A 17816-nucleotide genomic window follows, 5' to 3' on the forward strand; every position below is an offset into this window, starting at 1 on the left:
TCCGAATTATGATCGTGCCAAGGCGATACTGGGGAACATCTGCGATCCTTCGCAGCTGTGACAGGCTGATTTCTGGCCACCCGCACGCGACTTAGGCCCGTCTGCTTTGCCCTTGCGCCATTGCGACACCCTGTCCTACACAGGCTGCGACCTAGCAAAGAGGAGCGCCCATGCGCCGCGTCGTCGTCACAGGCTTGGGGATCGTTTCCCCGATCGGAAATAACGCAGAAGAGGTTTTGGGGTCGCTCAAGTCCGGCACGTCAGGGATCGAGGCGAGTGCCGACATGGCAGAGCACGGCTTTCGCAGCCAAATCGCAGGCACGCTGAAGCTGGATGTGGCCGATCATGTTGACAAACGCACCTTGCGTTTCATGGGCCCGGGTGCCGCCTATTCCTATATCGCGATGCAGCAGGCGATAGCAGATGCAGGTCTGTCCGAGGATCAGGTCGTCAATCCGATGACGGGTGTCATCGCGGGTTCGGGTGGTCCATCGACGTCTGCCATGCTCGCTGCCCATCAGGTTGTGCTGAATACCGGAGCAACCAAGCGGATCGGACCGTTTGCTGTGCCCAAGACGATGTCTTCGACCGTCAGCGCGAACCTTGCAACGGCGTTCAAGATCAAAGGCATGAATTTTTCCATCACCTCGGCCTGTTCGACGTCGCTGCATTGCATCGGCATGGCCGCGCAGCAGATCGCACTTGGCACGCAAGACACGATGTTCGCTGGCGGTGGCGAGGAACTGGACTGGACGTTGTCCTGCCTGTTCGACGCCATGGGCGCGATGTCTTCGAAATACAACGACACGCCGACCAAGGCCTCGCGCGCGTTTGACGCCGACCGTGACGGTTTCGTGATTGCCGGTGGCGGTGCGATGGTTGTGCTGGAAAGCCTTGATTCCGCGCAGGCGCGTGGTGCGAAAATCTATGCAGAGGTCACGGGCTTTTCGGCGACGTCCGATGGGGCCGACATGGTCGCACCATCTGGCGAAGGTGGGGAACGAGCGATGCGCGGTGCCTTGGAAACCCTGCCCGAAGGCCGCAAGATCAGCTATATCAATGCGCACGGCACATCCACACCGGTCGGCGACGTTGGCGAGATCGAAGCGGTCCGGCGTGTCTTTGGCGAGGGATCAACGCCGCCAGTTTCATCCACCAAGTCGATGACAGGCCACAGCCAGGGGGCGACGGGTGCGTCCGAAGCGGTCTATTGCCTGTTGATGTTGGAACATGACTTTATCGCGCCATCCATCAACGTCGAAACTCTTGACCCCGCGTTGAAGCCCGAAGAAATCGCGACGGAACTGGTCGAAAATGCCGGGCTTGATACTGTGATGACAAACTCTTTCGGTTTTGGCGGCACAAACGGATCCATGTTGTTGAGTAAATTTAAGGAGTAGCCCGATGACGATTTCAATGGCGGGCAAGCGCGGCCTGATTATGGGCGTTGCGAACGAACGGTCCATCGCGTGGGGCATTGCCAAGGCGATGCACGAAGCCGGCGCGGAACTGGCGTTTTCCTATCAGGGCGAAGCCTTTGGCAAACGTCTGGAACCGCTGGCCGCCAGTGTCGGCAGTGATTTCATGGTCGATGTCGATGTGACCAATGACGACAGCATGGACCAGTGCTTTGCCGCGTTGAAGGAAAAATGGGGCAGTCTTGATTTCGTCGTCCACGCCATCGCCTATTCCGACAAGAATGAACTGACGGGTCGCATTCGTGATACGTCCCGCGCGAACTTCAAGAATTCGCTGACGATTTCCTGCTATTCCTTTATTGATGTTGCCCGCCGCGCGGCTGAACTGATGCCGAATGGCGGCACCCTTTTGACGCTGACCTATCAAGGGTCCAATCGCGTCACGCCGTTCTACAATGTCATGGGCGTGGCCAAGGCGGCACTGGAATCCGCGACCCGATATCTTGCCAACGATCTTGGCCCAGACGGGATCCGCGTGAATGCCATTTCCCCCGGGCCGATGAAAACGCTTGCCGGCGCGGCAATTGGTGGTGCGCGCAAGACCTACAAGCACACGGACATGAACGCGCCGATGCGTGCGAACGCGACGCTTGAGGCTGTGGGCGGCACTGCCGTTTATCTTGCCTCGGACGCCGGAGCCTGCACCACGGGAGAGATCATCCGTGTCGATGGCGGATTCCACGTCTTGGGTATGCCCCAGCCTGACCACCTTTAATCATCGACCTTGACAGTGTGGCGCGACGGGTTTCCAACTGGAAGTATCCCTGGGTTGGAGATCGCGCCATGACCAAGATGATTTTCGTCAACCTGCCGGTATCGGACGTCAAACGCAGCCGCGCGTTTTACACAGCGCTTGGTTTCACCGTCAATGAAGAGTTCAGTGACGACACGACGGCGTGTATCGTTGTCTCGGAACACATCTATATCATGATCCTTGAGCACGCGCGTTTCAAGGATTTCGCACCAAGACCGGTTGCAGAAACCCAAAAAGTCACCGGAAGTCTTTTCGCCCTGACCTGCGAAAGCCGCGAGGCTGTTGATACGATGCTTTCGGCGGCCCTTGCCCATGGGGGGACCGACAACAAGAAACCGCAGGACATCGAAGGATTCATGTACGGGCAAAGCTTCAGCGACCCTGACGGGCACGTGTTCGAACCGTTCTACATGGTGCAGCAGTCGCGCGACTAGTCCATCGGTTCGGGCGTCATCAGCCCCATTTCAGCGCCAGTCGGGTCGGTCAGCATTGCGATCCGTCCTGTCCCCGGCACATCAAAGGGTTCGCGCGTGCATTTGCCGCCAGCTGCCTTGGTGGCTTCGACCGCTGCATCCACATCGTCCACGGCGAAATAGGACATCCAATGTGCTGGCGCGTCCTTCATGTAGTCGACGCCGGACATATCCATGATTCCCGCCACCGGCTGCCCATTCAACATCGCGAGGTGGTAATCACCTTCTTCCATCGGCATGGTCGTAAATGTCCAACCGCAGGTATCGCCATAGTAGGATTTCGCGCCTTCAACATCGCGGGTCATCAATTCCGTCCAGCATACGCTCCCATGACTGTCTGACATGTCTCATCCTCCCTTTCGGATGGGATCAGTCTAGCACAGTTCGATGGAATAACCGAATTCAGGCGGCGTCGATCGCGACCATTTCAATATCAAAGACGAGATCTTGCCCTGCAAGGCGATGGTTTGCATCCAGTGTCACTTCGGTGTCGCTGATCTCTGCGACGGTGACGGGCATTGCACGGCCATCCGGTGTCTGCATCTGAAGCTGCAGCCCGACTTCGAGCGGGATTTCAGGCGGGAAATCTGCCTTGGGCACGGCCTGAATGCCTTCATCGTGACGCTGGCCATAGGCCTGATCGCACGGCACGTTCACGGTCTTCTTGTCGCCGACAGCCATACCGGGAATTGCGGCATCCAGTCCGGGAATGATCATGCCAGAGCCCACTTCGAATTCCAGCGGATCGCGGCCGGTCGAACTATCAAAAGTGTCGCCGTTGGTCAGTGTCCCGGTGTAGTGGATGCGCACCGTGTCGCCCGATTTTGCTGTCGTCATAGAGAATGCCTTTCCTAGCGAATGAGGGGCAAAGCTAATTCGTGGTGCTTTGGGATGCAAACAGCTTTACCTCTTCGCAGATGCATTGCACTGTGCGGCGAAGGGGAATGGCGATGCCGATCACGACTTGCATCTTTGACGCCTACGGCACGTTGTTCGACGTGAATGCAGCGGCCCGGCAGGCTGCCGAAGAACCGGGGCAAAGCGCGCTGCGGGCCGTGTGGCCCAAGCTGGCAGCAGACTGGCGCGCCAAGCAACTGGAATACACATGGCTGCGAACTGTTGCCGGACGTCACTGCGATTTCTGGAAAGTGACCCAGGACGGGCTGGATTGGGCGATGGAGGCATCAGACCTTGATGACATCACCTTGCGTGAACGGCTTTTGGCGCTTTACTGGGAATTGGCGGCCTTTCCCGAAGTCCCCGACATGCTTGCTGAACTGAAAGCCAAGGGCTTGAAGACTGCAATCCTGTCAAACGGGTCGCCCGATATGCTGAAAGGTGCGGTCGAAAGTGCCGGGTTGGGCGAACTGCTGGACGCGACGCTGTCCGTGGAAACGGTGCAGGTCTTCAAGCCGCACAATTCGGTCTACGACCTTGTCGGGCAGCATTTCGATTGCGACAAGGACAGCGTGCTGTTCGTTTCGTCCAATGGCTGGGATGCGTGTGCCGCAGCAGGCTATGGTTTCCAGACCGCCTGGGTGAATCGCACCGACGCACCACTTGATCGACTTTATGCCGCGCCGCACCATGTCCTGTCAGACCTGCGCACAATACCGGACCTTGTTTAATGCCGCATTTCACGACTGCTGACGGAACCCAACTTTACTATTCGCAAGCAGGTGAAGGCATCCCCGTGATCGCGCTGGCCGGGTTGACCCGAAATGGTGGCGATTTCGATCATGTGGCACCGCATATGCCGGTGCGCTTTATCCGGCTGGACTATCGCGGGCGCGGTAAATCCGACTGGGCCGATCCCAGCACCTACACGATCCCGCAAGAGGCCGAAGACACCCTTGCCCTGATGGATCATCTGGGATTGAAGCAAGCCGCCATTCTTGGAACATCGCGTGGCGGACTGATTGCGATGCTGCTTGCCGCAACTGTCAAAGACAGGCTGCTAGGTGTGGCCCTGAATGATATCGGGCCGGAGATTGCGGATGCAGGTCTTGATGTCATCAAGAAATATGTCGGCAAGACACCCCTGCAAAAAACCTACAAGGAAGCTGCGCAAGTCCGTGCCCTGACATGGACCCATTTTCAGGACGTGCCCATGGAACGCTGGGTGCACGAAGTCAGCAATCATTACGAAGAAACGCCCGACGGGCTGAAACTGCGCTATGACCCCAAGCTTCGGGACGCGGTGCTGGAAGCAGGGGCACAACCGGCCCCTGATCTTTGGCCGCTTTACGATGCGCTGAACGGTTTGCCGCTTGCCTTGATCCGAGGGGCGAATTCCGACCTTTTGACGGTTGAAACGGCGGATGAAATGCTGAGCCGGCGCCCGGATATGATCCGCGCCGATATTCCCAAGCGCGGTCATGTCCCCTTTCTGGACGAAGAGCTATCACTTGATGCCCTTGCCGAATGGCTGGAGGATTTGCATGGATATTGAGATGATCCGCGCCGCTGACAAGCGGCTGAACGGCTACGTCCGGCGCACACCGCTGCTGTCATCGCCCTTTCTGGATGACATCGCCGGGCGGCGCGTTCTGGTGAAGGCTGAATGCCTTCAGCATACCGGTTCGTTCAAGTTTCGCGGTGGCTGGTCGGCCCTGTCTGCACTGCCTCCCGAAAAACGGAAGGCAGGCGTCATTGCATATTCCAGTGGCAACCATGCCCAAGGCGTTGCGATCGCCGCCGATGCCCATGATGCGCCCTGCGTCATCGTGATGCCGTCCGATGCACCCGCCGTCAAAATCCAGAACACACGGGATTTGGGCGCGGAGGTCGTTCTGTATGATCGTGACAATGAAGATCGTGACGAAATCGGTGCCCGACTGGCGGCTGAACGCGGTCTGACCTTGATCAAGCCATTCGATGAACCAATGGTCATTGCAGGACAAGGCACCTGCGGTCTGGAAATTGCAAAACAGGCCGACGCAGCCCGCGTCACGCAGGCAGATGTGCTTGTCTGTTGCGGGGGCGGCGGTTTGACGTCTGGCATCGCATTGGCGTTGGCCGGCGACGCGCCCGGCCTGAAAGTGCGCCCTTGCGAACCTGAAAGGTTTGACGATGTCGCCCGGTCGTTAAAGTCGGGCCGGATCGAAAGCAACAACCGCGCGTCCGGGTCGCTTTGCGATGCCATCATCACGATGCGGCCGGGCGATCTGACCTTTCCAATCATGCAACAGCACTGCGCGAGCGGCATCGTTGTCACCGAGGAAGAATGCCTGCGCGCAATGGCCCATGCCTATGAGCGGCTGCGGATCGTCATCGAACCGGGCGGTGCTGCGGCCCTTGCAGCAGCCCTGTTCCATCCCGCGGAAAGTGAAGGGGATGCGGTCATAGCCGTTGCGACCGGCGGGAACGTCGACAAGGCCGTGTTCATCAAAGCGCTGGAGATGTCTCAGTGACGGAATTCACCGTCTCCAGTTTCAACGTCAAGAACCTGATCGGGCCGGAACAGGAATACTATAAGTTCGAAAGCTACACGCCCGAGGAATACAGCTGGAAACAAAGCTGGCTTGCCAATCAGGTTTTGCAGTTAAACGCCGATATCATTGGATTTCAGGAGATTTTTGACGATGTGGCCCTGCAGGCCGTCATCGACGAGGCCGATGAACTGGGTGTTGCTGCGAACAAGCTGAGTATTCCGGACGAGACCAAACGCTATGCACGCAAGGCGATCTTTCGCAAGCTGGCCTATGATCCCTACACCCATGCGCAGCTTGCGTTTGCCCCCAACCTGAATGACGGGGCCCCCGGTCAGCGGCGTCCCGGTGTCGCTGTCTTGTCCCGCTTTGGTTTCACCGAGAAGCCGGAGGTCATTCAGGAACTTCCCGAACCGCTTGAAATTCCGTTTCAGGATCTGGGTGGCAGCGATGGTGGAACCTACAAGCTTAGGCGTTTGTCGCGCCCGATCCTGCGCGTGCGTATCCCGGTCGGCGATCAGGTGGTGACGGTTTTCAACTGCCATCTGAAATCGAAACTGGGTGAGTTGGACCGTCCTGACGGTGCCCCCTACCCGCCCGCTGCTGATCTGACACGCTATGACCCCGCTGCCCGCGCGATGGGCAGTTTGCGCGCGGGTCTGCGCCGCATGGCAGAGGCGTGGGTTTTGCGGCGTGCGATCATCAAGGATCTGGAGGCGGGCAATGCCGTCATGGTCCTTGGAGATTTCAACGATAGCGAACATGCGGTGTCGTCGGAAATCATCAGTGGCGAGATCCCGTTCAAGAATTATGCCTGGATCCGCCGACACGACGCGCAGCACAAGGGCGACCGCTATAGCGCCGCAGAGGACGCGGTGATACAGGAACAGATTGACCGCGTGCGCCTGCACTCTGCCGAAAAGCTGTTCGTGCGCAAATCACTACAGGACATGGTGTATACATCCGCCTTCGGTGGCGTGTTTGAATCCATCGACCAGATCCTGATGTCGCGTCATTTCCACCCCGACAATGACAAACGAATCGGTGAGATGACGTATTTCAATGTCCTGAACGACCACCTGACCGATGGCAGTCATCCGGACGCGCCTTACAACAAATTGGCGTCTGACCATGGGCAAATAATGGCTCATTTCACGCTCGTGAAGCCAGTTACACAACCATGAGGCGTGCCGTTCCCGATAGTCCGCAATTTCAGGCATCAGAGCGTTGACAGTGCCGTCACAAATCCGTTTCAATCCGCCGTGGGAGGGTCATCTGATGCTATTGGGCAGCCGGATGGCAAGGGAGAGCCGCGCAGAAGGGACGCCTTCGATTGCGCGGCTTGAACTTTTTCAGGGCCGTCCAGATGCGTGAATTTGCGGTTGATCGCGCTGGTGTCAAACTGGCAGTGCGGATTGACGGGGCCGATGATCCTGCAGCCCCGACAATCGTGTTCGCCCATGCGCTTGGCACTTCCATGCGTATCTGGGATCAAACTATTGCCGACCTGCCTGACGGGTTGCGCATCGTGCGGTTTGATTTGCGCGGCCATGGTCAATCCGATGCGCCGGACGGGCCCTATGCCATGGGCGCGCTGGTCGCGGATGCCGAGGCTATCTGCGACGCGGCCAAGATGCGGGATGCGCTGTTCGTCGGTCTGTCGGTCGGCGGTATGATCGGGCAAGGGCTGGCGATCAAGCGGCTTGATCTGGTCCGCGCCCTTGTACTGTCCAATACGGCCGCCAAGATCGGCAATGCGCAGCTTTGGCAGGACAGGATTGCCATCGTCAAACGAGACGGGATGCCAGCCCTTGCCGATGCGGTTCTTGCCCGTTGGTTCAGCCCTGCCTTCCTTGCCTCACCGGATGTAACGCCGTGGCGCGAGATGCTGCTTGCAACAGATCCCGAGGGTTACACCGGCGTCTGCGCAGCCATTGCTGGCACCGATTTCTATACCCCGACAAGCGGTTTGCGCTTGCCGACCCTTGGCATCGCTGGGAGCGAGGATCGCGCAACACCACCCGACCTTGTGCGCGAAACCGTTGATCTGATCCCCGGCTCGGAATTTCGCCTGATGCGCAAGACCGGCCATCTGCCTTGTGTCGAACACCCGTCGGAATATGCTGCGATCCTGACATCCTTTGCGGAAAAAACCGGACACTTGCGCTAGGACAACGTTGCGGCGTCGGCCATTGCAATCGGGAATGATCCGTTTAGGTATCCCGCGATGAAGAACCGTCTTCCCATCACCTTTATCCTGATCAGTGTCGTGCTCGACAGTATGGGGATTGGTCTGATCATGCCGGTCATGCCCGATCTCATTCAAGAGGTCGAAGGGGCCGGACTGGCCAAAGCCGCCGTCTGGGGCGGTATTCTGACGACAATTTTCGCGGTCATGCAGTTCTTGTGCGGACCGACAATCGGCAGCTTGTCCGACCGTTTCGGGCGCCGACCCGTGTTGCTGATATCACTTGCCGTGATGGCACTGGACTACATTCTGATGGCCGTCGCCGGCACGATCACGTTGCTGATTGTCGGGCGCATCATTGGCGGGATTACTGCGGCGACACCTGCGACTGCTGCGGCTTATATAGCCGACATTTCCAGCCCGAAGGACAAGGCCGCAAACTTTGGACTGATCGGTGCGGCCTTTGGCATCGGATTCATTCTTGGGCCGCTGATTGGCGGGGCGCTTGCCGAATTTGGAACGCGTGCGCCATTTTACGCGGCAGCCGTCCTTGCAGCCGCGAATTTCGCATTCGGTTACTTCGTTTTGCCCGAGACCGTCACCGACAAGATCCGCCGCCCGTTCAGCTGGACCCGTGCCAACCCGATCGGTGCGTTCTGGCATATCGGGAACCTGCCGGGGCTGAAAAAGCTGTTGTCCATCGCTTTTTTGTACGAGGTCGCCTTTTTCGTCTATCCAGGGGTCTGGGCCTATTACGGGGTCGCCCAATTCGGGTGGGGGCCGGGGATGATCGGCGTGTCGCTTGGGGCGTTTGGTGTATCTATCGCTATCGCGCAGGGGCTGCTGATCCGCCCGATCATCGCCGCCCTTGGCGAAAGGTCGGTCGTGATCCTTGGCCTGACGCTGAGCATTGGTTGCTTCATCGCGTTGGGATTCATCACGAACGGCTGGCTCGCGGTGGCTTTAACACCGCTCTCTGCCCTTGGGTCGATCGCACAGCCCGCACTGCAAGGGATCATGTCGCGCACCGCAGCGGACGACCAGCAGGGTGAATTACAAGGCACGCTGAGTTCGATCAAGGCGGTCGCGACAATCCTGTCACCCCTGCTGGTGACACAGATTTTCTGGTACTTCACGACCGATACAGCACCAATTTACGCGCCCGGGGCGCCCTTTATCCTGTCGGGGCTGATCATGTCCGGCTGCATCGCCATCTTCCTGACCCGCCCGAAAGGCGCATCGATCAAAATCAACGCATAGGCTTACAGGCAGTCTTGCCATTGCCTTTTCCCGGCGGCAGGTTGCGCAAAACAGGAGCCCTCATGTCGCCGATCAAAGCCGCCGTTTGCACCGCCTTCCGTGCGCCCCTCGAAGTTCAGACCGTCAACATTCGCCCCCCGGAAATGGGCGAGGTTGCCGTAACGTTGAAAGCAGTGGCAATCTGTCATTCCGATATTTCCTATGCGGACGGTGCCTGGGGCGGCGATCTGCCGGCCGTTTACGGGCACGAGGCTGCGGGCATCGTGTCGAGCGTGGGAACTGGCGTGCGCGGTCTGGCAGAAGGTGATCATGTTATCGTCACGCTGATCCGTGCCTGCGGGACCTGCCCGTCCTGTGCAGGCGGCAAGCCGGTGATCTGTGAAACCCCGAATACCGCGACCGGCCCGTTGACCACCGCTGCGGGTGAACCGCTGGTGGCGGCCATGAATTGCGGAGCTTTCGCCGAAAAATGCGTCGTCGATCAATCGCAGGTGGTCAAGATTCCGCGCACCATGCCGATGCCAGCTGCAAGCCTGGTTGCCTGTGGCGTCATCACGGGGATCGGGGCAGTCGTGAACGCGGCCCGTTTGCGCGCCGGTCAGGATGTCGTGGTCATCGGGGCCGGTGGTGTCGGGCTGAATGCGATCCAGGGGGCCCGTATCGCCGGCGCGCGCCGGATTGTCGCCGTGGACATGACCGAAGAGAAACTGGCCATCGCGAAATCCTTTGGCGCGACGGACGGGGTGCTGGCCACGGATACCAAGCCGTGGCGCGCTGCGAAAAAGGCAATCGGGCGCGGTGCGGATGCTGTCATTGTGACAGTCGGTGCCATTCCGGCCTATGATCAGGCCCCGCAATACCTTGCTAATGGTGGACAGGTCATCATGGTCGGGATGCCGCATTCCGGGGCGATGTCGCACTATGAACCTGTCATGCTTGCGGCGACCGGCCAGGGCATGACCGGCTCAAAAATGGGTGACGTGGTCATCGCGCGGGATATTCCGTGGATGCTTGATCTGTACAAGCAGGGCCGACTCAAATTGGACGAACTGGTGTCGCGCACGTGGAAGCTGGACCAGATCAATGACGCAATTGCCGACACCAAGACAGGTGCGGCCAAGCGCAACGTGATTGTGTTCGACTAAGGCTTACAACCCGTCGTCCCAACCGAAAAACACCCCCTGCAGTTCGTCTTTGCACATGGATCTGTACAGCGCGAGCGCGGGTGCGTTGTCCAACTCGGTACCCAGCCAAATTCCCTTGCAGCCCTTTTCACGTGCCACGGCGATCAGGGCCTCGGTCACGGCACGCCCGATTCCGCGGCGTTGATAGGATTCGCGAACGCCAACTTCGTTGATAAACATTGCCGGTTGTTTGTCAGGATGCAGCAGGATGGTGCCTGTCGCCATGCCAACCGCCAGATCATCGGCATAGGCCAGAACACATTCATGCAGCGGATCAGTGAGGAAAGCGCGCGCCTGGCTCGCAACTATTGCATTGTCAAATAGCCCCTCGGGCACGGCCATCAACCGGTCAAAGTCGTCTGGACGAAGATGAACAAGCGTGATTGTGTCGGACATGATCGCAGCCTCCGGAAGTCCTTCATGAAGTTAGCAGACCTCGACATTATCGTCACCGCACCACCTGCCCCCGGCTGGGGCGGGCGCTATTGGATCATCCCGAAGGTTACGACGGACACCGGCATCGTCGGGTATGGCGAATGTTATGCATCCTCGGTCGGCCCCGAAGCGATGAAAGCGGTCATCACCGACGTTTTTGAGCGTCATATGCAGGGCGAAAACCCTGAGAACATCGAATTGATGTTTCGCCGCGCCTATTCCGCCGGGTTTACGCAGCGCCCTGACGTGACGGTCATCGGCGCGTTCGCGGGACTAGAAATTGCCTGCTGGGATATCCTTGGCAAAGACCGTGACCGGCCGGTTCATGCGTTGATCGGTGGCCGCATGAACGAACGCATCCGCGCGTATACCTATCTTTATCCCCGCCCGTCCCATCCGATGCCCCAATTCTGGGCCGATCCCGATATGGCTGCCGAGGTCGCGGTCGATATGGTCGAACAAGGCTACACCGCTGTCAAATTCGACCCCGCAGGGCCTTACACGATCCGCGGTGGGCATATGCCATCAATGCATGATATTTCGCTGTCTGTCGCCTTTTGCGCCAAGATCCGCGCGGCGGTGGGTGATCGCGCTGATCTGCTTTTCGGCACGCACGGGCAATTTTCCACCGGCGGCGCGATCCGGCTGGGGCAAGCGATCCAACCCTACAGCCCGCTTTGGTATGAGGAACCCACACCGCCCGATGCGGATATGTCCGCAGTCGCGCAGGCGGTCGGTATTCCGATTGCGACAGGTGAACGGTTGACCACCAAAACAGAGTTCGCGCACGCGCTGCGGCAAGGCGTCAGCATCCTGCAGCCCGCACTGGGGCGGTCCGGCGGGATATGGGAAACCAAGAAAATTGCGGCCCTTGCCGAAACCTTCAACGCACAGATGGCACCGCATCTTTATGCAGGCCCTGTCGAATGGGCGGCCAACGTCCATCTATCCGCGTCGATCCCGAACATCCTGATGGCGGAAACCATCGAAACTCCGTTCCATCACGATCTGATCGGCGGAACGATCACCGTCGAAAACGGGTATATCACCCCGCCAACGGGACCGGGCCTGGGCATCAACTTTAACGAAGACCTTGCCCGCGCGCATCCGTTCACCGACGACGGTCTGCACCTGCAAATGCAGGAAGACCCGATCAGCTATCACGGGATCAACAACTTTGCAGGCGGCGCGCCGGTCAAAACATGACGGCGCTGGTGCGATATGGACGGTTGGTGGTTCGTGCGTTAGGCTGAACCCCGTTCATGAAGGAGCTTCCGATGGCTGGAAAAGTTGCCGCACGCCGCGCGGCCTTGCGCGATACGCTGATCGACCTTGCAGAAAAGCAGATCGAGGCTGACGGCTTGTCCGGCCTGCGCGCCCGCGATCTTGCAAAGGATGCGGGCTGTGCCTTGGGTGCGATCTACAACGTCTTTTCCGATCTTAACGATCTGGTTCTGGCCGTGAACGCGCGAACCTTTCATCGTTTGGGGGCCACCGTCGCCGAAGAACTGGCAGACGCGCCGCAGGATCCGACAGAACAGCTGGTGATCATGGCGCAGGCCTACCATCACTTTGCTGCGGCAAACCATAATCACTGGCGCGCGCTTTTTGATCTGGAGCGTGCACCAGAAGAAGAGGCTCCCGATTGGTACTTGCACGAAATGGGGTTGCTGTTCACGTATATCAGCACACCGCTGGGGATAATCTTTCCGGATTTGGACGATGAAGAACGGTTGCTAATGACGCGTGCGCTGTTTTCGTCGGTGCATGGGATCGTGCTTCTGAGCCTTGATCAAGCGAGTTCTGGTGTTCCAACCGGAGATATCGACAAGATGTTGGGTCTGATCTTGCGCCAACTGGCTGGTTCGAAAAAAATCTGAACAGTGTTCATTTTTTACTTGCATGACAGCAAGCGGCTTTCTATATCTGTTTCATGAACAACGTTCACGTTCGAATTGAAAGGAATGACGCCATGCTCAAAGGAATTGATATTCGCTACGCGACCCGTCCGTCGTCAGACGACAAAACCCTGATGGACCTGCGTCAGCAGCTCCGTCAAGAAGAAGACCGCCACCAGACTCTTCAGTTCAAATTGAATTTTCTGGGCGACCGCCTTCAGGCCGCGCTTGATGCGGGACGGGCGGATAATGCGGCGGAAGCGGCCAAAATGTTTGCCCGCCTGAAGGAAGACCTTGCGATCCGCTTCAAGATGATCGTCGATCTGAACCGTGAAATTGCGACACTTGACCCCCGCCCCAAGGCGAAAGCCCCTGAACTGACGCCGCGTGATCCCGAAAAGGACGATGCGCTGATCTCTCGTGTTTTGTCGCGGATTGAAAATCTCACCCAATCAAAGGCCCTCCCATGCTGACCCAACAAAGGACAATTCCCATGTTCAAGACTCTCGCCACGTTGATCCATGGTGCCAACGCTCGCGGCGAAGACCGCATCCGCGACGCTTTTGCAATCGAATTGATCGACCAGAAAATCCGCGAGGCCGAAGGCAGTCTGAAGGTTGCCAAGGCGACGCTGGCCAGCCTTATCCAGCGACAGCGCGCCGAAGAAAACATGCGCGTCACGCTGCAAAAAAAGGTGGACGATCTGATGGGCCGCGCAGAAGCCGCGCTTGACGACGGGCGCGAGGACATGGCGACGCAAGCGGCAAAAGCCATTGCGTCGATGGAAAACGAACTGGCGGTCAGAAACGAAACCCTGAACCGCCTCGATCAAAAAATCCTACGGCTGCGGATGTCGATCGAGGCCGGACACCGCCGGATTATCGACCTCAAGCAAGGGGCGATCCAGGCCCGTGCCGTTCGCCGCGAACAGGACATCCAGTCGCGGATGAATGCGACGATCCGGTCCAGTTCCAGCGCGGAAGAGGCCGAGGAGCTTATCGCCCGCGTTCTGGGACGCGACGACCCGTTCGAGCAGGCCGAAATTCTGTCCGAGATCAACGACGGACTGGCACATGACGGTGTCACCAACCGCTTGGCTGACGCAGGTTATGGCGCGGCGACCCGATCGACGGCCGAAGACGTTCTGGCACGTCTGAAATTGAAAACAAAGTAACGACAATACCTTAGGAGACCTCCCATGCATAACAACTTCCGCTCTGACAACGCACTTATCATGTTCTTCAACGGGGCCGCCGTTCTGGTTGCCTATGGCATGCTCGCGCTGTCGCTTTACATGTCGCCCGATGTGCCACTTTCGACGAAGGGCTATTGGGGGATCGGTATTTTGCTTCTGACACTCGCGCTCGTGAACTTCGTCAAATACCGCTTTGACGACCGGCTGTCCGAAGATCGGATCCAGCGCCTTGAAGACGCAAAGAACGAACGCCTTCTGTCTGAATATGTCGGTGGCGATCAGGACTGACCACGCCCTATCTGCGCGGCCATATCTCCCCAATGTGTCCCTTGTGCCTCGCAGGCCCGCCCCCGGAAGTTCCCCCGGGGGCGGGCAATTCTCTTTCCAAGTGCATGAAATCAAGGCAAACTCTGCTGTATGAAAAAGATCCTGCGCCGCGTTGCGGCTGATATCGTCGGAAACCTGCTGCGCCTGTTTGCACGCTTTATCACCGCTGTGCGCCCTGTCTGGCAGGGGATCGAGCCGGTCCCGAAGCAGCGGGTCTATTTCTCCAATCATACATCCAACGGCGATATGCCGATGATCTGGTCCTGTTTGCCACCCGCGTTGCGGCGCACTGTGCGGCCCGTTGCGGCGGCGGATTACTGGCTGAAAAACCCGATCCGCGCCTTTGTCGGCCCAGAGGTTTTCAACTGCGTGCTGGTCGATCGCCGACCAGAGGTGCAGGACAAGCCGATGGACAAGATCCTTGCCGCACTGGATGAGGGATCATCGCTGATCATTTTCCCCGAAGGCAACAGGAACATGACCGAGGACCCGCTTTTGCCGTTCAAGGCGGGCCTTTACAACATGGGTGTTGCGCGTCCCGACGTTGACCTTGTGCCGACATGGGTCGCCAACCTGAATTCGATCATGCCCAAAGGCGAGGTCATCCCCCTGCCCCTGATCTGTACGGTAACCTTCGGCGAGCCGATCCATGTGAAGGACGGCGAAAGCAAGGATGATTTCCTGAAGCGTGCCGCCGAGGCCCTTTTGGCCCTGCGTCCGGAGGAGCCGACATGAACGAGACGACCAGTGACGTCCTGCTGCTGACATTAGGCAGCTTCGGGATCATGTTCGCGCTGACGTTCTTTGGGGAGGTGTTGCGCGCCCGCCAAACCGACGGGACAGCGAACCCGGTTCTGGATACCTACATGACGCGGGTCAACAGCTGGTGGGGTATGATTGCCTTTATCGGGCTGGCCCTGCTGATCGGCAAGATCGGCGTGATGATCCTGTTTGCCTTTGCGAGTTTCGCAGCACTGCGCGAGTTTCTGACGCTGACACACAAACGTCAGGCGGACCATATCAGCCTCGCGCTCGCCTTCTTCGCTGTTCTGCCGCTGCAGTATATCTTTGTTGCCATGGAATGGACCGGGCTGACGTCGATTTTCATCCCTGTCTACGCGTTTCTGATGTTGCCCATCGTCAGCGCGTTGCGTGGTGACTCGCACCGCTTTCTGATCCGCGTGGCTGAAACGCAATGGGCGCTGATGATCGCCGTGTTCTGCGTCAGCCACGTGCCCGCGTTGATGACCGTCGACATTCCCGGATACGGGGATCGGGCAATTTTGCTGGTCGCCTTTTTGACAATGGTCGTGCAGTTGGGCGATCTGCTGGAATACTTCTTCGGGCGGCGCATCGGCAAAACACGCATCGCGCCCGGACTGTCCCCCAAGACACTTGAAGGCATGGCCTGCGGAATCGCGTCCGCGGCCCTGATCGGGGGATTGCTGAGCTGGATCACACCTTTTGGTGTGGGCGGTGCCATGGTCATGGCAGCCGTTGCATCACTGGTAGGGATGCTGGGGAACCTTGTCTTCGCGGCGATCAAACGGGATCGTGGGGTCAAGGACTGGTCCCACCTGATCCCCGGACAAGGTGGATTCGTCGATCAACTGGACAGCGTCGTCTTCGCTGCCCCGATCTTTTATCATCTGGTGATGTTCTTCTGGGTGCCCTAGTCGCGCTCTGACGCCATGACCAACACCCAGCGCGTGCCTCGTCCGGAACCGGCCACGCCAAGCCCATATTCGTTCACAGTCTCTGCATTCAACAGGCGATTGTGTTCGGCAGAGTTGATCCATGTCACAAGTGCATCCGCTTCGGACGTCTGGCGACCGGCAAGATTTTCGCCCCACGAGCGCGGGTTGTAACCTGTTGCAACGATCCGGTCATATTCGTTTTCGCCGTCCGGATTCACGTGACTGAAAAAACCGCGTTCAACCATATCGTCGGCATGGGCCTGCGCTGCCTGATCAAGCCGGGCGTCATATGTCACAGCCGGAATACCACGGGAATCGCGCAGCCCGTTCAGGATGCTGCCGAAACTTGCATCCTCCACCTTATCTACGGGAAGGTCTTCGATCCCATATGTCGATGGCGCACCGCGCGAGACAGAGTCATCAAGACCAATCGACGCCCCGCCACAGGCGGTCAGGGCAAGCATTGCCGGGATGGCGATCAGGTATTTCATGTCGTGTCCTTTTTTGGTCGGCAAAGCCCGGTCGCGGCCCCTGCCTGTCCATTTCGCGCGTACGCGGAGCGGCTGTTTTCTATTGTTCTGTGCCCAATACAAGAACCCAGCGGGTATCCTGTCCGTCACGGGCAAAGCCCAATCCGAATTCTTCGAAGTTCGGATCGATGTTGTTGCGCTGGTGTCCGGGCGAATTCACCCAGCCGTCCAGAACGCTTGTTTCTGTCTGGTAGCCGGCGGCGATGTTTTCACCAACGCGTCTGAAATTGTAACCGGCGGCCTGTACGCGTTGACCAACCGATGACCCGTTGAGACCGGTGTGCGAGAAGTAATCGTTCTCGAGCATATCATCGGCGTGTCGCTGGGCGGCGGTGTTGAGTTGTGCATTGTAGGTCACATCATCGGCACCATTGTCACGACGCACGCCGTTCAGCAGATCGGCAAAGGAGGCATCCTGGGCCGTATCGGGAACCGGCGCAACGGCCGGGATCGTTGTAGTCGGGGATGCGAGCGATCCACCACTACTAACGACGTTTTCGGAAATGCTTGTCCCACCACAGGCAGCCAACGTTGCGAGCAGAGCAACGGAATAGACGGGCTTCATCGACGACACCTTTCGATCATGTGCGGAACTATCTCTGCGCTCCGCTGCGCCCCGTCGAACACCTAACTATGAGAAGCGGACAAGAAAGCGGCAGTTAGCCGTCAATGTCTGGGCAATTCGCAATAAGTCGCGCAAGAATCGCCACAATTGGACGTTCCAAATCGAACGGCACCGCAATTAAGTGGATTCGTGCCGATCATGGCATGGTGCCGATCACAGCATAACTTTTTCAAAGTACGCAGTAAGCTTTCCACGCTTGTCTTTTGATTACTGTACGTTCGGCGGACATTCCGCTGGCTATCTCAAAGCCCGGAGATGTGGTCAGCGGTGGCGTTCTTACAATGTGGTCTGTCTGCAAGTGTAGGGAATGGCGGTTATGAGCCCAGAGTGTCGGATGCTGC

22 protein-coding genes are annotated in these 17816 nt (G+C 58.3%); 17 read left to right on the forward strand and 5 right to left on the reverse strand.

Going from position 1 to position 17816, the window contains the following annotated elements; genetic code table 11:
* Nucleotides 1–170: 170 nt before the first annotated feature.
* From BMY44_RS10450 to BMY44_RS10460, 3 genes are all read left to right on the forward strand, one after another.
* Nucleotides 171–1400 (forward strand): beta-ketoacyl synthase N-terminal-like domain-containing protein, encoded by a 1230-nt coding sequence (locus BMY44_RS10450; RefSeq protein ID WP_089993708.1) that lies wholly within the window; start codon nucleotides 171–173, stop codon nucleotides 1398–1400.
* A gap of 4 nt (nucleotides 1401–1404) precedes the next feature.
* On the forward strand, nucleotides 1405–2193 hold the full coding sequence (locus tag BMY44_RS10455; RefSeq protein WP_089993711.1) for an enoyl-ACP reductase FabI: 789 nt from the start codon (nucleotides 1405–1407) through the stop codon (nucleotides 2191–2193).
* Nucleotides 2194–2261: 68 nt separating this feature from the next.
* A complete protein-coding gene (locus tag BMY44_RS10460; protein WP_089993713.1) occupies nucleotides 2262–2666 on the forward strand; it encodes a VOC family protein in 405 nt (134 codons plus the stop codon).
* Here BMY44_RS10460 and BMY44_RS10465 read toward each other — a convergent pair.
* Together BMY44_RS10465 and BMY44_RS10470 are read right to left on the reverse strand one after the other, a co-directional pair.
* Nucleotides 2663–3010, reverse strand: a complete 348-nt coding sequence (locus tag BMY44_RS10465; protein ID WP_242650523.1) for a VOC family protein — start codon at nucleotides 3008–3010, stop codon at nucleotides 2663–2665. The genes BMY44_RS10460 and BMY44_RS10465 overlap by 4 nt on opposite strands.
* Nucleotides 3011–3107: 97 nt before the next feature.
* Entirely contained in the window at nucleotides 3108–3542 is a 435-nt protein-coding gene (locus BMY44_RS10470; protein ID WP_089993717.1) for an FKBP-type peptidyl-prolyl cis-trans isomerase, read from the reverse strand.
* 113 nt (nucleotides 3543–3655) lie between these two features.
* Between BMY44_RS10470 and BMY44_RS10475 the strand changes: the two genes are divergently transcribed.
* The 7 genes from BMY44_RS10475 to BMY44_RS10505 all read left to right on the forward strand — a co-directional run bounded on the left by BMY44_RS10475 (nucleotide 3656) and on the right by BMY44_RS10505 (nucleotide 10729).
* Nucleotides 3656–4333 carry a haloacid dehalogenase type II gene (locus BMY44_RS10475; RefSeq protein WP_089994818.1) on the forward strand — a complete coding sequence of 226 codons (678 nt, stop codon included), beginning with the start codon at nucleotides 3656–3658 and terminating at the stop codon, nucleotides 4331–4333.
* Complete coding sequence (locus BMY44_RS10480) at nucleotides 4333–5157, forward strand: alpha/beta fold hydrolase (protein WP_089993720.1); 825 nt, start codon at nucleotides 4333–4335, stop codon at nucleotides 5155–5157. The genes BMY44_RS10475 and BMY44_RS10480 overlap by 1 nt, the downstream gene beginning before the upstream one ends.
* On the forward strand, nucleotides 5147–6118 hold the full coding sequence (locus BMY44_RS10485) for a threonine ammonia-lyase (protein WP_089993722.1): 972 nt from the start codon (nucleotides 5147–5149) through the stop codon (nucleotides 6116–6118). Before BMY44_RS10480 ends, BMY44_RS10485 begins: the two co-directional genes overlap by 11 nt.
* Nucleotides 6115–7320, forward strand: coding sequence for an endonuclease/exonuclease/phosphatase family protein (locus tag BMY44_RS10490; protein WP_089993725.1), 1206 nt, complete (start codon nucleotides 6115–6117; stop codon nucleotides 7318–7320). The genes BMY44_RS10485 and BMY44_RS10490 overlap by 4 nt, the downstream gene beginning before the upstream one ends.
* Before the next feature lie 182 nt (nucleotides 7321–7502).
* Nucleotides 7503–8306, forward strand: a complete 804-nt coding sequence (gene pcaD / locus BMY44_RS10495; RefSeq protein ID WP_089994820.1) for a 3-oxoadipate enol-lactonase — start codon at nucleotides 7503–7505, stop codon at nucleotides 8304–8306.
* Nucleotides 8307–8363: 57 nt separating this feature from the next.
* Nucleotides 8364–9584, forward strand: a complete 1221-nt coding sequence (locus tag BMY44_RS10500) for a TCR/Tet family MFS transporter (RefSeq protein ID WP_089993728.1) — start codon at nucleotides 8364–8366, stop codon at nucleotides 9582–9584.
* A gap of 62 nt (nucleotides 9585–9646) precedes the next feature.
* Nucleotides 9647–10729, forward strand: coding sequence for a Zn-dependent alcohol dehydrogenase (locus BMY44_RS10505; protein ID WP_089993731.1), 1083 nt, complete (start codon nucleotides 9647–9649; stop codon nucleotides 10727–10729).
* Between the two features lie 3 nt (nucleotides 10730–10732).
* On the opposite strand, the gene BMY44_RS10510 is transcribed toward BMY44_RS10505, so the two are convergent.
* Nucleotides 10733–11164, reverse strand: coding sequence for a GNAT family N-acetyltransferase (locus tag BMY44_RS10510; protein WP_089993734.1), 432 nt, complete (start codon nucleotides 11162–11164; stop codon nucleotides 10733–10735).
* A gap of 24 nt (nucleotides 11165–11188) precedes the next feature.
* Between BMY44_RS10510 and BMY44_RS10515 the strand changes: the two genes are divergently transcribed.
* The 7 genes from BMY44_RS10515 (at nucleotide 11189) to BMY44_RS10545 (ending at nucleotide 16299) form a co-directional block, all read left to right on the forward strand.
* Nucleotides 11189–12409 (forward strand): mandelate racemase/muconate lactonizing enzyme family protein, encoded by a 1221-nt coding sequence (locus BMY44_RS10515; RefSeq protein ID WP_089993737.1) that lies wholly within the window; start codon nucleotides 11189–11191, stop codon nucleotides 12407–12409.
* Nucleotides 12410–12480: 71 nt separating this feature from the next.
* Nucleotides 12481–13083 carry a TetR/AcrR family transcriptional regulator gene (locus BMY44_RS10520; RefSeq protein ID WP_089994823.1) on the forward strand — a complete coding sequence of 201 codons (603 nt, stop codon included), beginning with the start codon at nucleotides 12481–12483 and terminating at the stop codon, nucleotides 13081–13083.
* 92 nt (nucleotides 13084–13175) lie between these two features.
* Nucleotides 13176–13574, forward strand: coding sequence for a hypothetical protein (locus BMY44_RS10525; protein ID WP_089993740.1), 399 nt, complete (start codon nucleotides 13176–13178; stop codon nucleotides 13572–13574).
* 20 nt (nucleotides 13575–13594) lie between these two features.
* Entirely contained in the window at nucleotides 13595–14275 is a 681-nt protein-coding gene (locus BMY44_RS10530; protein ID WP_089994826.1) for a PspA/IM30 family protein, read from the forward strand.
* Between the two features lie 24 nt (nucleotides 14276–14299).
* The gene (locus BMY44_RS10535; RefSeq protein ID WP_089993742.1) at nucleotides 14300–14584 is read left to right on the forward strand and encodes a hypothetical protein; all 285 of its coding nucleotides are present in this window, start codon (nucleotides 14300–14302) and stop codon (nucleotides 14582–14584) included.
* A 129-nt stretch (nucleotides 14585–14713) separates the two neighbouring features.
* Nucleotides 14714–15358 (forward strand): lysophospholipid acyltransferase family protein, encoded by a 645-nt coding sequence (locus BMY44_RS10540; RefSeq protein ID WP_089993745.1) that lies wholly within the window; start codon nucleotides 14714–14716, stop codon nucleotides 15356–15358.
* Nucleotides 15355–16299, forward strand: a complete 945-nt coding sequence (locus tag BMY44_RS10545; RefSeq protein ID WP_089993748.1) for a phosphatidate cytidylyltransferase — start codon at nucleotides 15355–15357, stop codon at nucleotides 16297–16299. Before BMY44_RS10540 ends, BMY44_RS10545 begins: the two co-directional genes overlap by 4 nt.
* On the opposite strand, the gene BMY44_RS10550 is transcribed toward BMY44_RS10545, so the two are convergent.
* Together BMY44_RS10550 and BMY44_RS10555 are read right to left on the reverse strand one after the other, a co-directional pair.
* Nucleotides 16296–16811, reverse strand: a complete 516-nt coding sequence (locus tag BMY44_RS10550) for a CAP domain-containing protein (RefSeq protein ID WP_089993751.1) — start codon at nucleotides 16809–16811, stop codon at nucleotides 16296–16298. The genes BMY44_RS10545 and BMY44_RS10550 overlap by 4 nt on opposite strands.
* A 79-nt stretch (nucleotides 16812–16890) precedes the next feature.
* Nucleotides 16891–17415 carry a CAP domain-containing protein gene (locus tag BMY44_RS10555; RefSeq protein ID WP_089993753.1) on the reverse strand — a complete coding sequence of 175 codons (525 nt, stop codon included), beginning with the start codon at nucleotides 17413–17415 and terminating at the stop codon, nucleotides 16891–16893.
* Nucleotides 17416–17816 lie beyond the last annotated feature (401 nt).

The organism is Cognatiyoonia koreensis (assembly GCF_900109295.1).
Lineage (GTDB): Bacteria > Pseudomonadota > Alphaproteobacteria > Rhodobacterales > Rhodobacteraceae > Cognatiyoonia > Cognatiyoonia koreensis.

Excerpts from the sequence above, each read along its gene's own strand:
- BMY44_RS10470 (WP_089993717.1), bottom strand. The coding sequence starts at position 3,542 with ATGACGACAGCAAAATCGGGCGACACGGTGCGCATCCACTACACCGGG.
- BMY44_RS10515 (WP_089993737.1), top strand. The coding sequence starts at position 11,189 with ATGAAGTTAGCAGACCTCGACATTATCGTCACCGCACCACCTGCCCCC.
- BMY44_RS10555 (WP_089993753.1), bottom strand. The coding sequence starts at position 17,415 with ATGAAGCCCGTCTATTCCGTTGCTCTGCTCGCAACGTTGGCTGCCTGT.
- BMY44_RS10465 (WP_242650523.1), bottom strand. The coding sequence starts at position 3,010 with ATGACCCGCGATGTTGAAGGCGCGAAATCCTACTATGGCGATACCTGC.
- BMY44_RS10520 (WP_089994823.1), top strand. The coding sequence starts at position 12,481 with ATGGCTGGAAAAGTTGCCGCACGCCGCGCGGCCTTGCGCGATACGCTG.
- BMY44_RS10525 (WP_089993740.1), top strand. The coding sequence starts at position 13,176 with ATGCTCAAAGGAATTGATATTCGCTACGCGACCCGTCCGTCGTCAGAC.
- BMY44_RS10505 (WP_089993731.1), top strand. The coding sequence starts at position 9,647 with ATGTCGCCGATCAAAGCCGCCGTTTGCACCGCCTTCCGTGCGCCCCTC.
- BMY44_RS10530 (WP_089994826.1), top strand. The coding sequence starts at position 13,595 with ATGTTCAAGACTCTCGCCACGTTGATCCATGGTGCCAACGCTCGCGGC.
- BMY44_RS10460 (WP_089993713.1), top strand. The coding sequence starts at position 2,262 with ATGACCAAGATGATTTTCGTCAACCTGCCGGTATCGGACGTCAAACGC.
- BMY44_RS10455 (WP_089993711.1), top strand. The coding sequence starts at position 1,405 with ATGACGATTTCAATGGCGGGCAAGCGCGGCCTGATTATGGGCGTTGCG.
- BMY44_RS10535 (WP_089993742.1), top strand. The coding sequence starts at position 14,300 with ATGCATAACAACTTCCGCTCTGACAACGCACTTATCATGTTCTTCAAC.
- BMY44_RS10475 (WP_089994818.1), top strand. The coding sequence starts at position 3,656 with ATGCCGATCACGACTTGCATCTTTGACGCCTACGGCACGTTGTTCGAC.
- BMY44_RS10540 (WP_089993745.1), top strand. The coding sequence starts at position 14,714 with ATGAAAAAGATCCTGCGCCGCGTTGCGGCTGATATCGTCGGAAACCTG.
- BMY44_RS10550 (WP_089993751.1), bottom strand. The coding sequence starts at position 16,811 with ATGAAATACCTGATCGCCATCCCGGCAATGCTTGCCCTGACCGCCTGT.
- BMY44_RS10485 (WP_089993722.1), top strand. The coding sequence starts at position 5,147 with ATGGATATTGAGATGATCCGCGCCGCTGACAAGCGGCTGAACGGCTAC.
- BMY44_RS10480 (WP_089993720.1), top strand. The coding sequence starts at position 4,333 with ATGCCGCATTTCACGACTGCTGACGGAACCCAACTTTACTATTCGCAA.
- BMY44_RS10510 (WP_089993734.1), bottom strand. The coding sequence starts at position 11,164 with ATGTCCGACACAATCACGCTTGTTCATCTTCGTCCAGACGACTTTGAC.
- BMY44_RS10500 (WP_089993728.1), top strand. The coding sequence starts at position 8,364 with ATGAAGAACCGTCTTCCCATCACCTTTATCCTGATCAGTGTCGTGCTC.
- pcaD (WP_089994820.1), top strand. The coding sequence starts at position 7,503 with ATGCGTGAATTTGCGGTTGATCGCGCTGGTGTCAAACTGGCAGTGCGG.
- BMY44_RS10545 (WP_089993748.1), top strand. The coding sequence starts at position 15,355 with ATGAACGAGACGACCAGTGACGTCCTGCTGCTGACATTAGGCAGCTTC.
- BMY44_RS10450 (WP_089993708.1), top strand. The coding sequence starts at position 171 with ATGCGCCGCGTCGTCGTCACAGGCTTGGGGATCGTTTCCCCGATCGGA.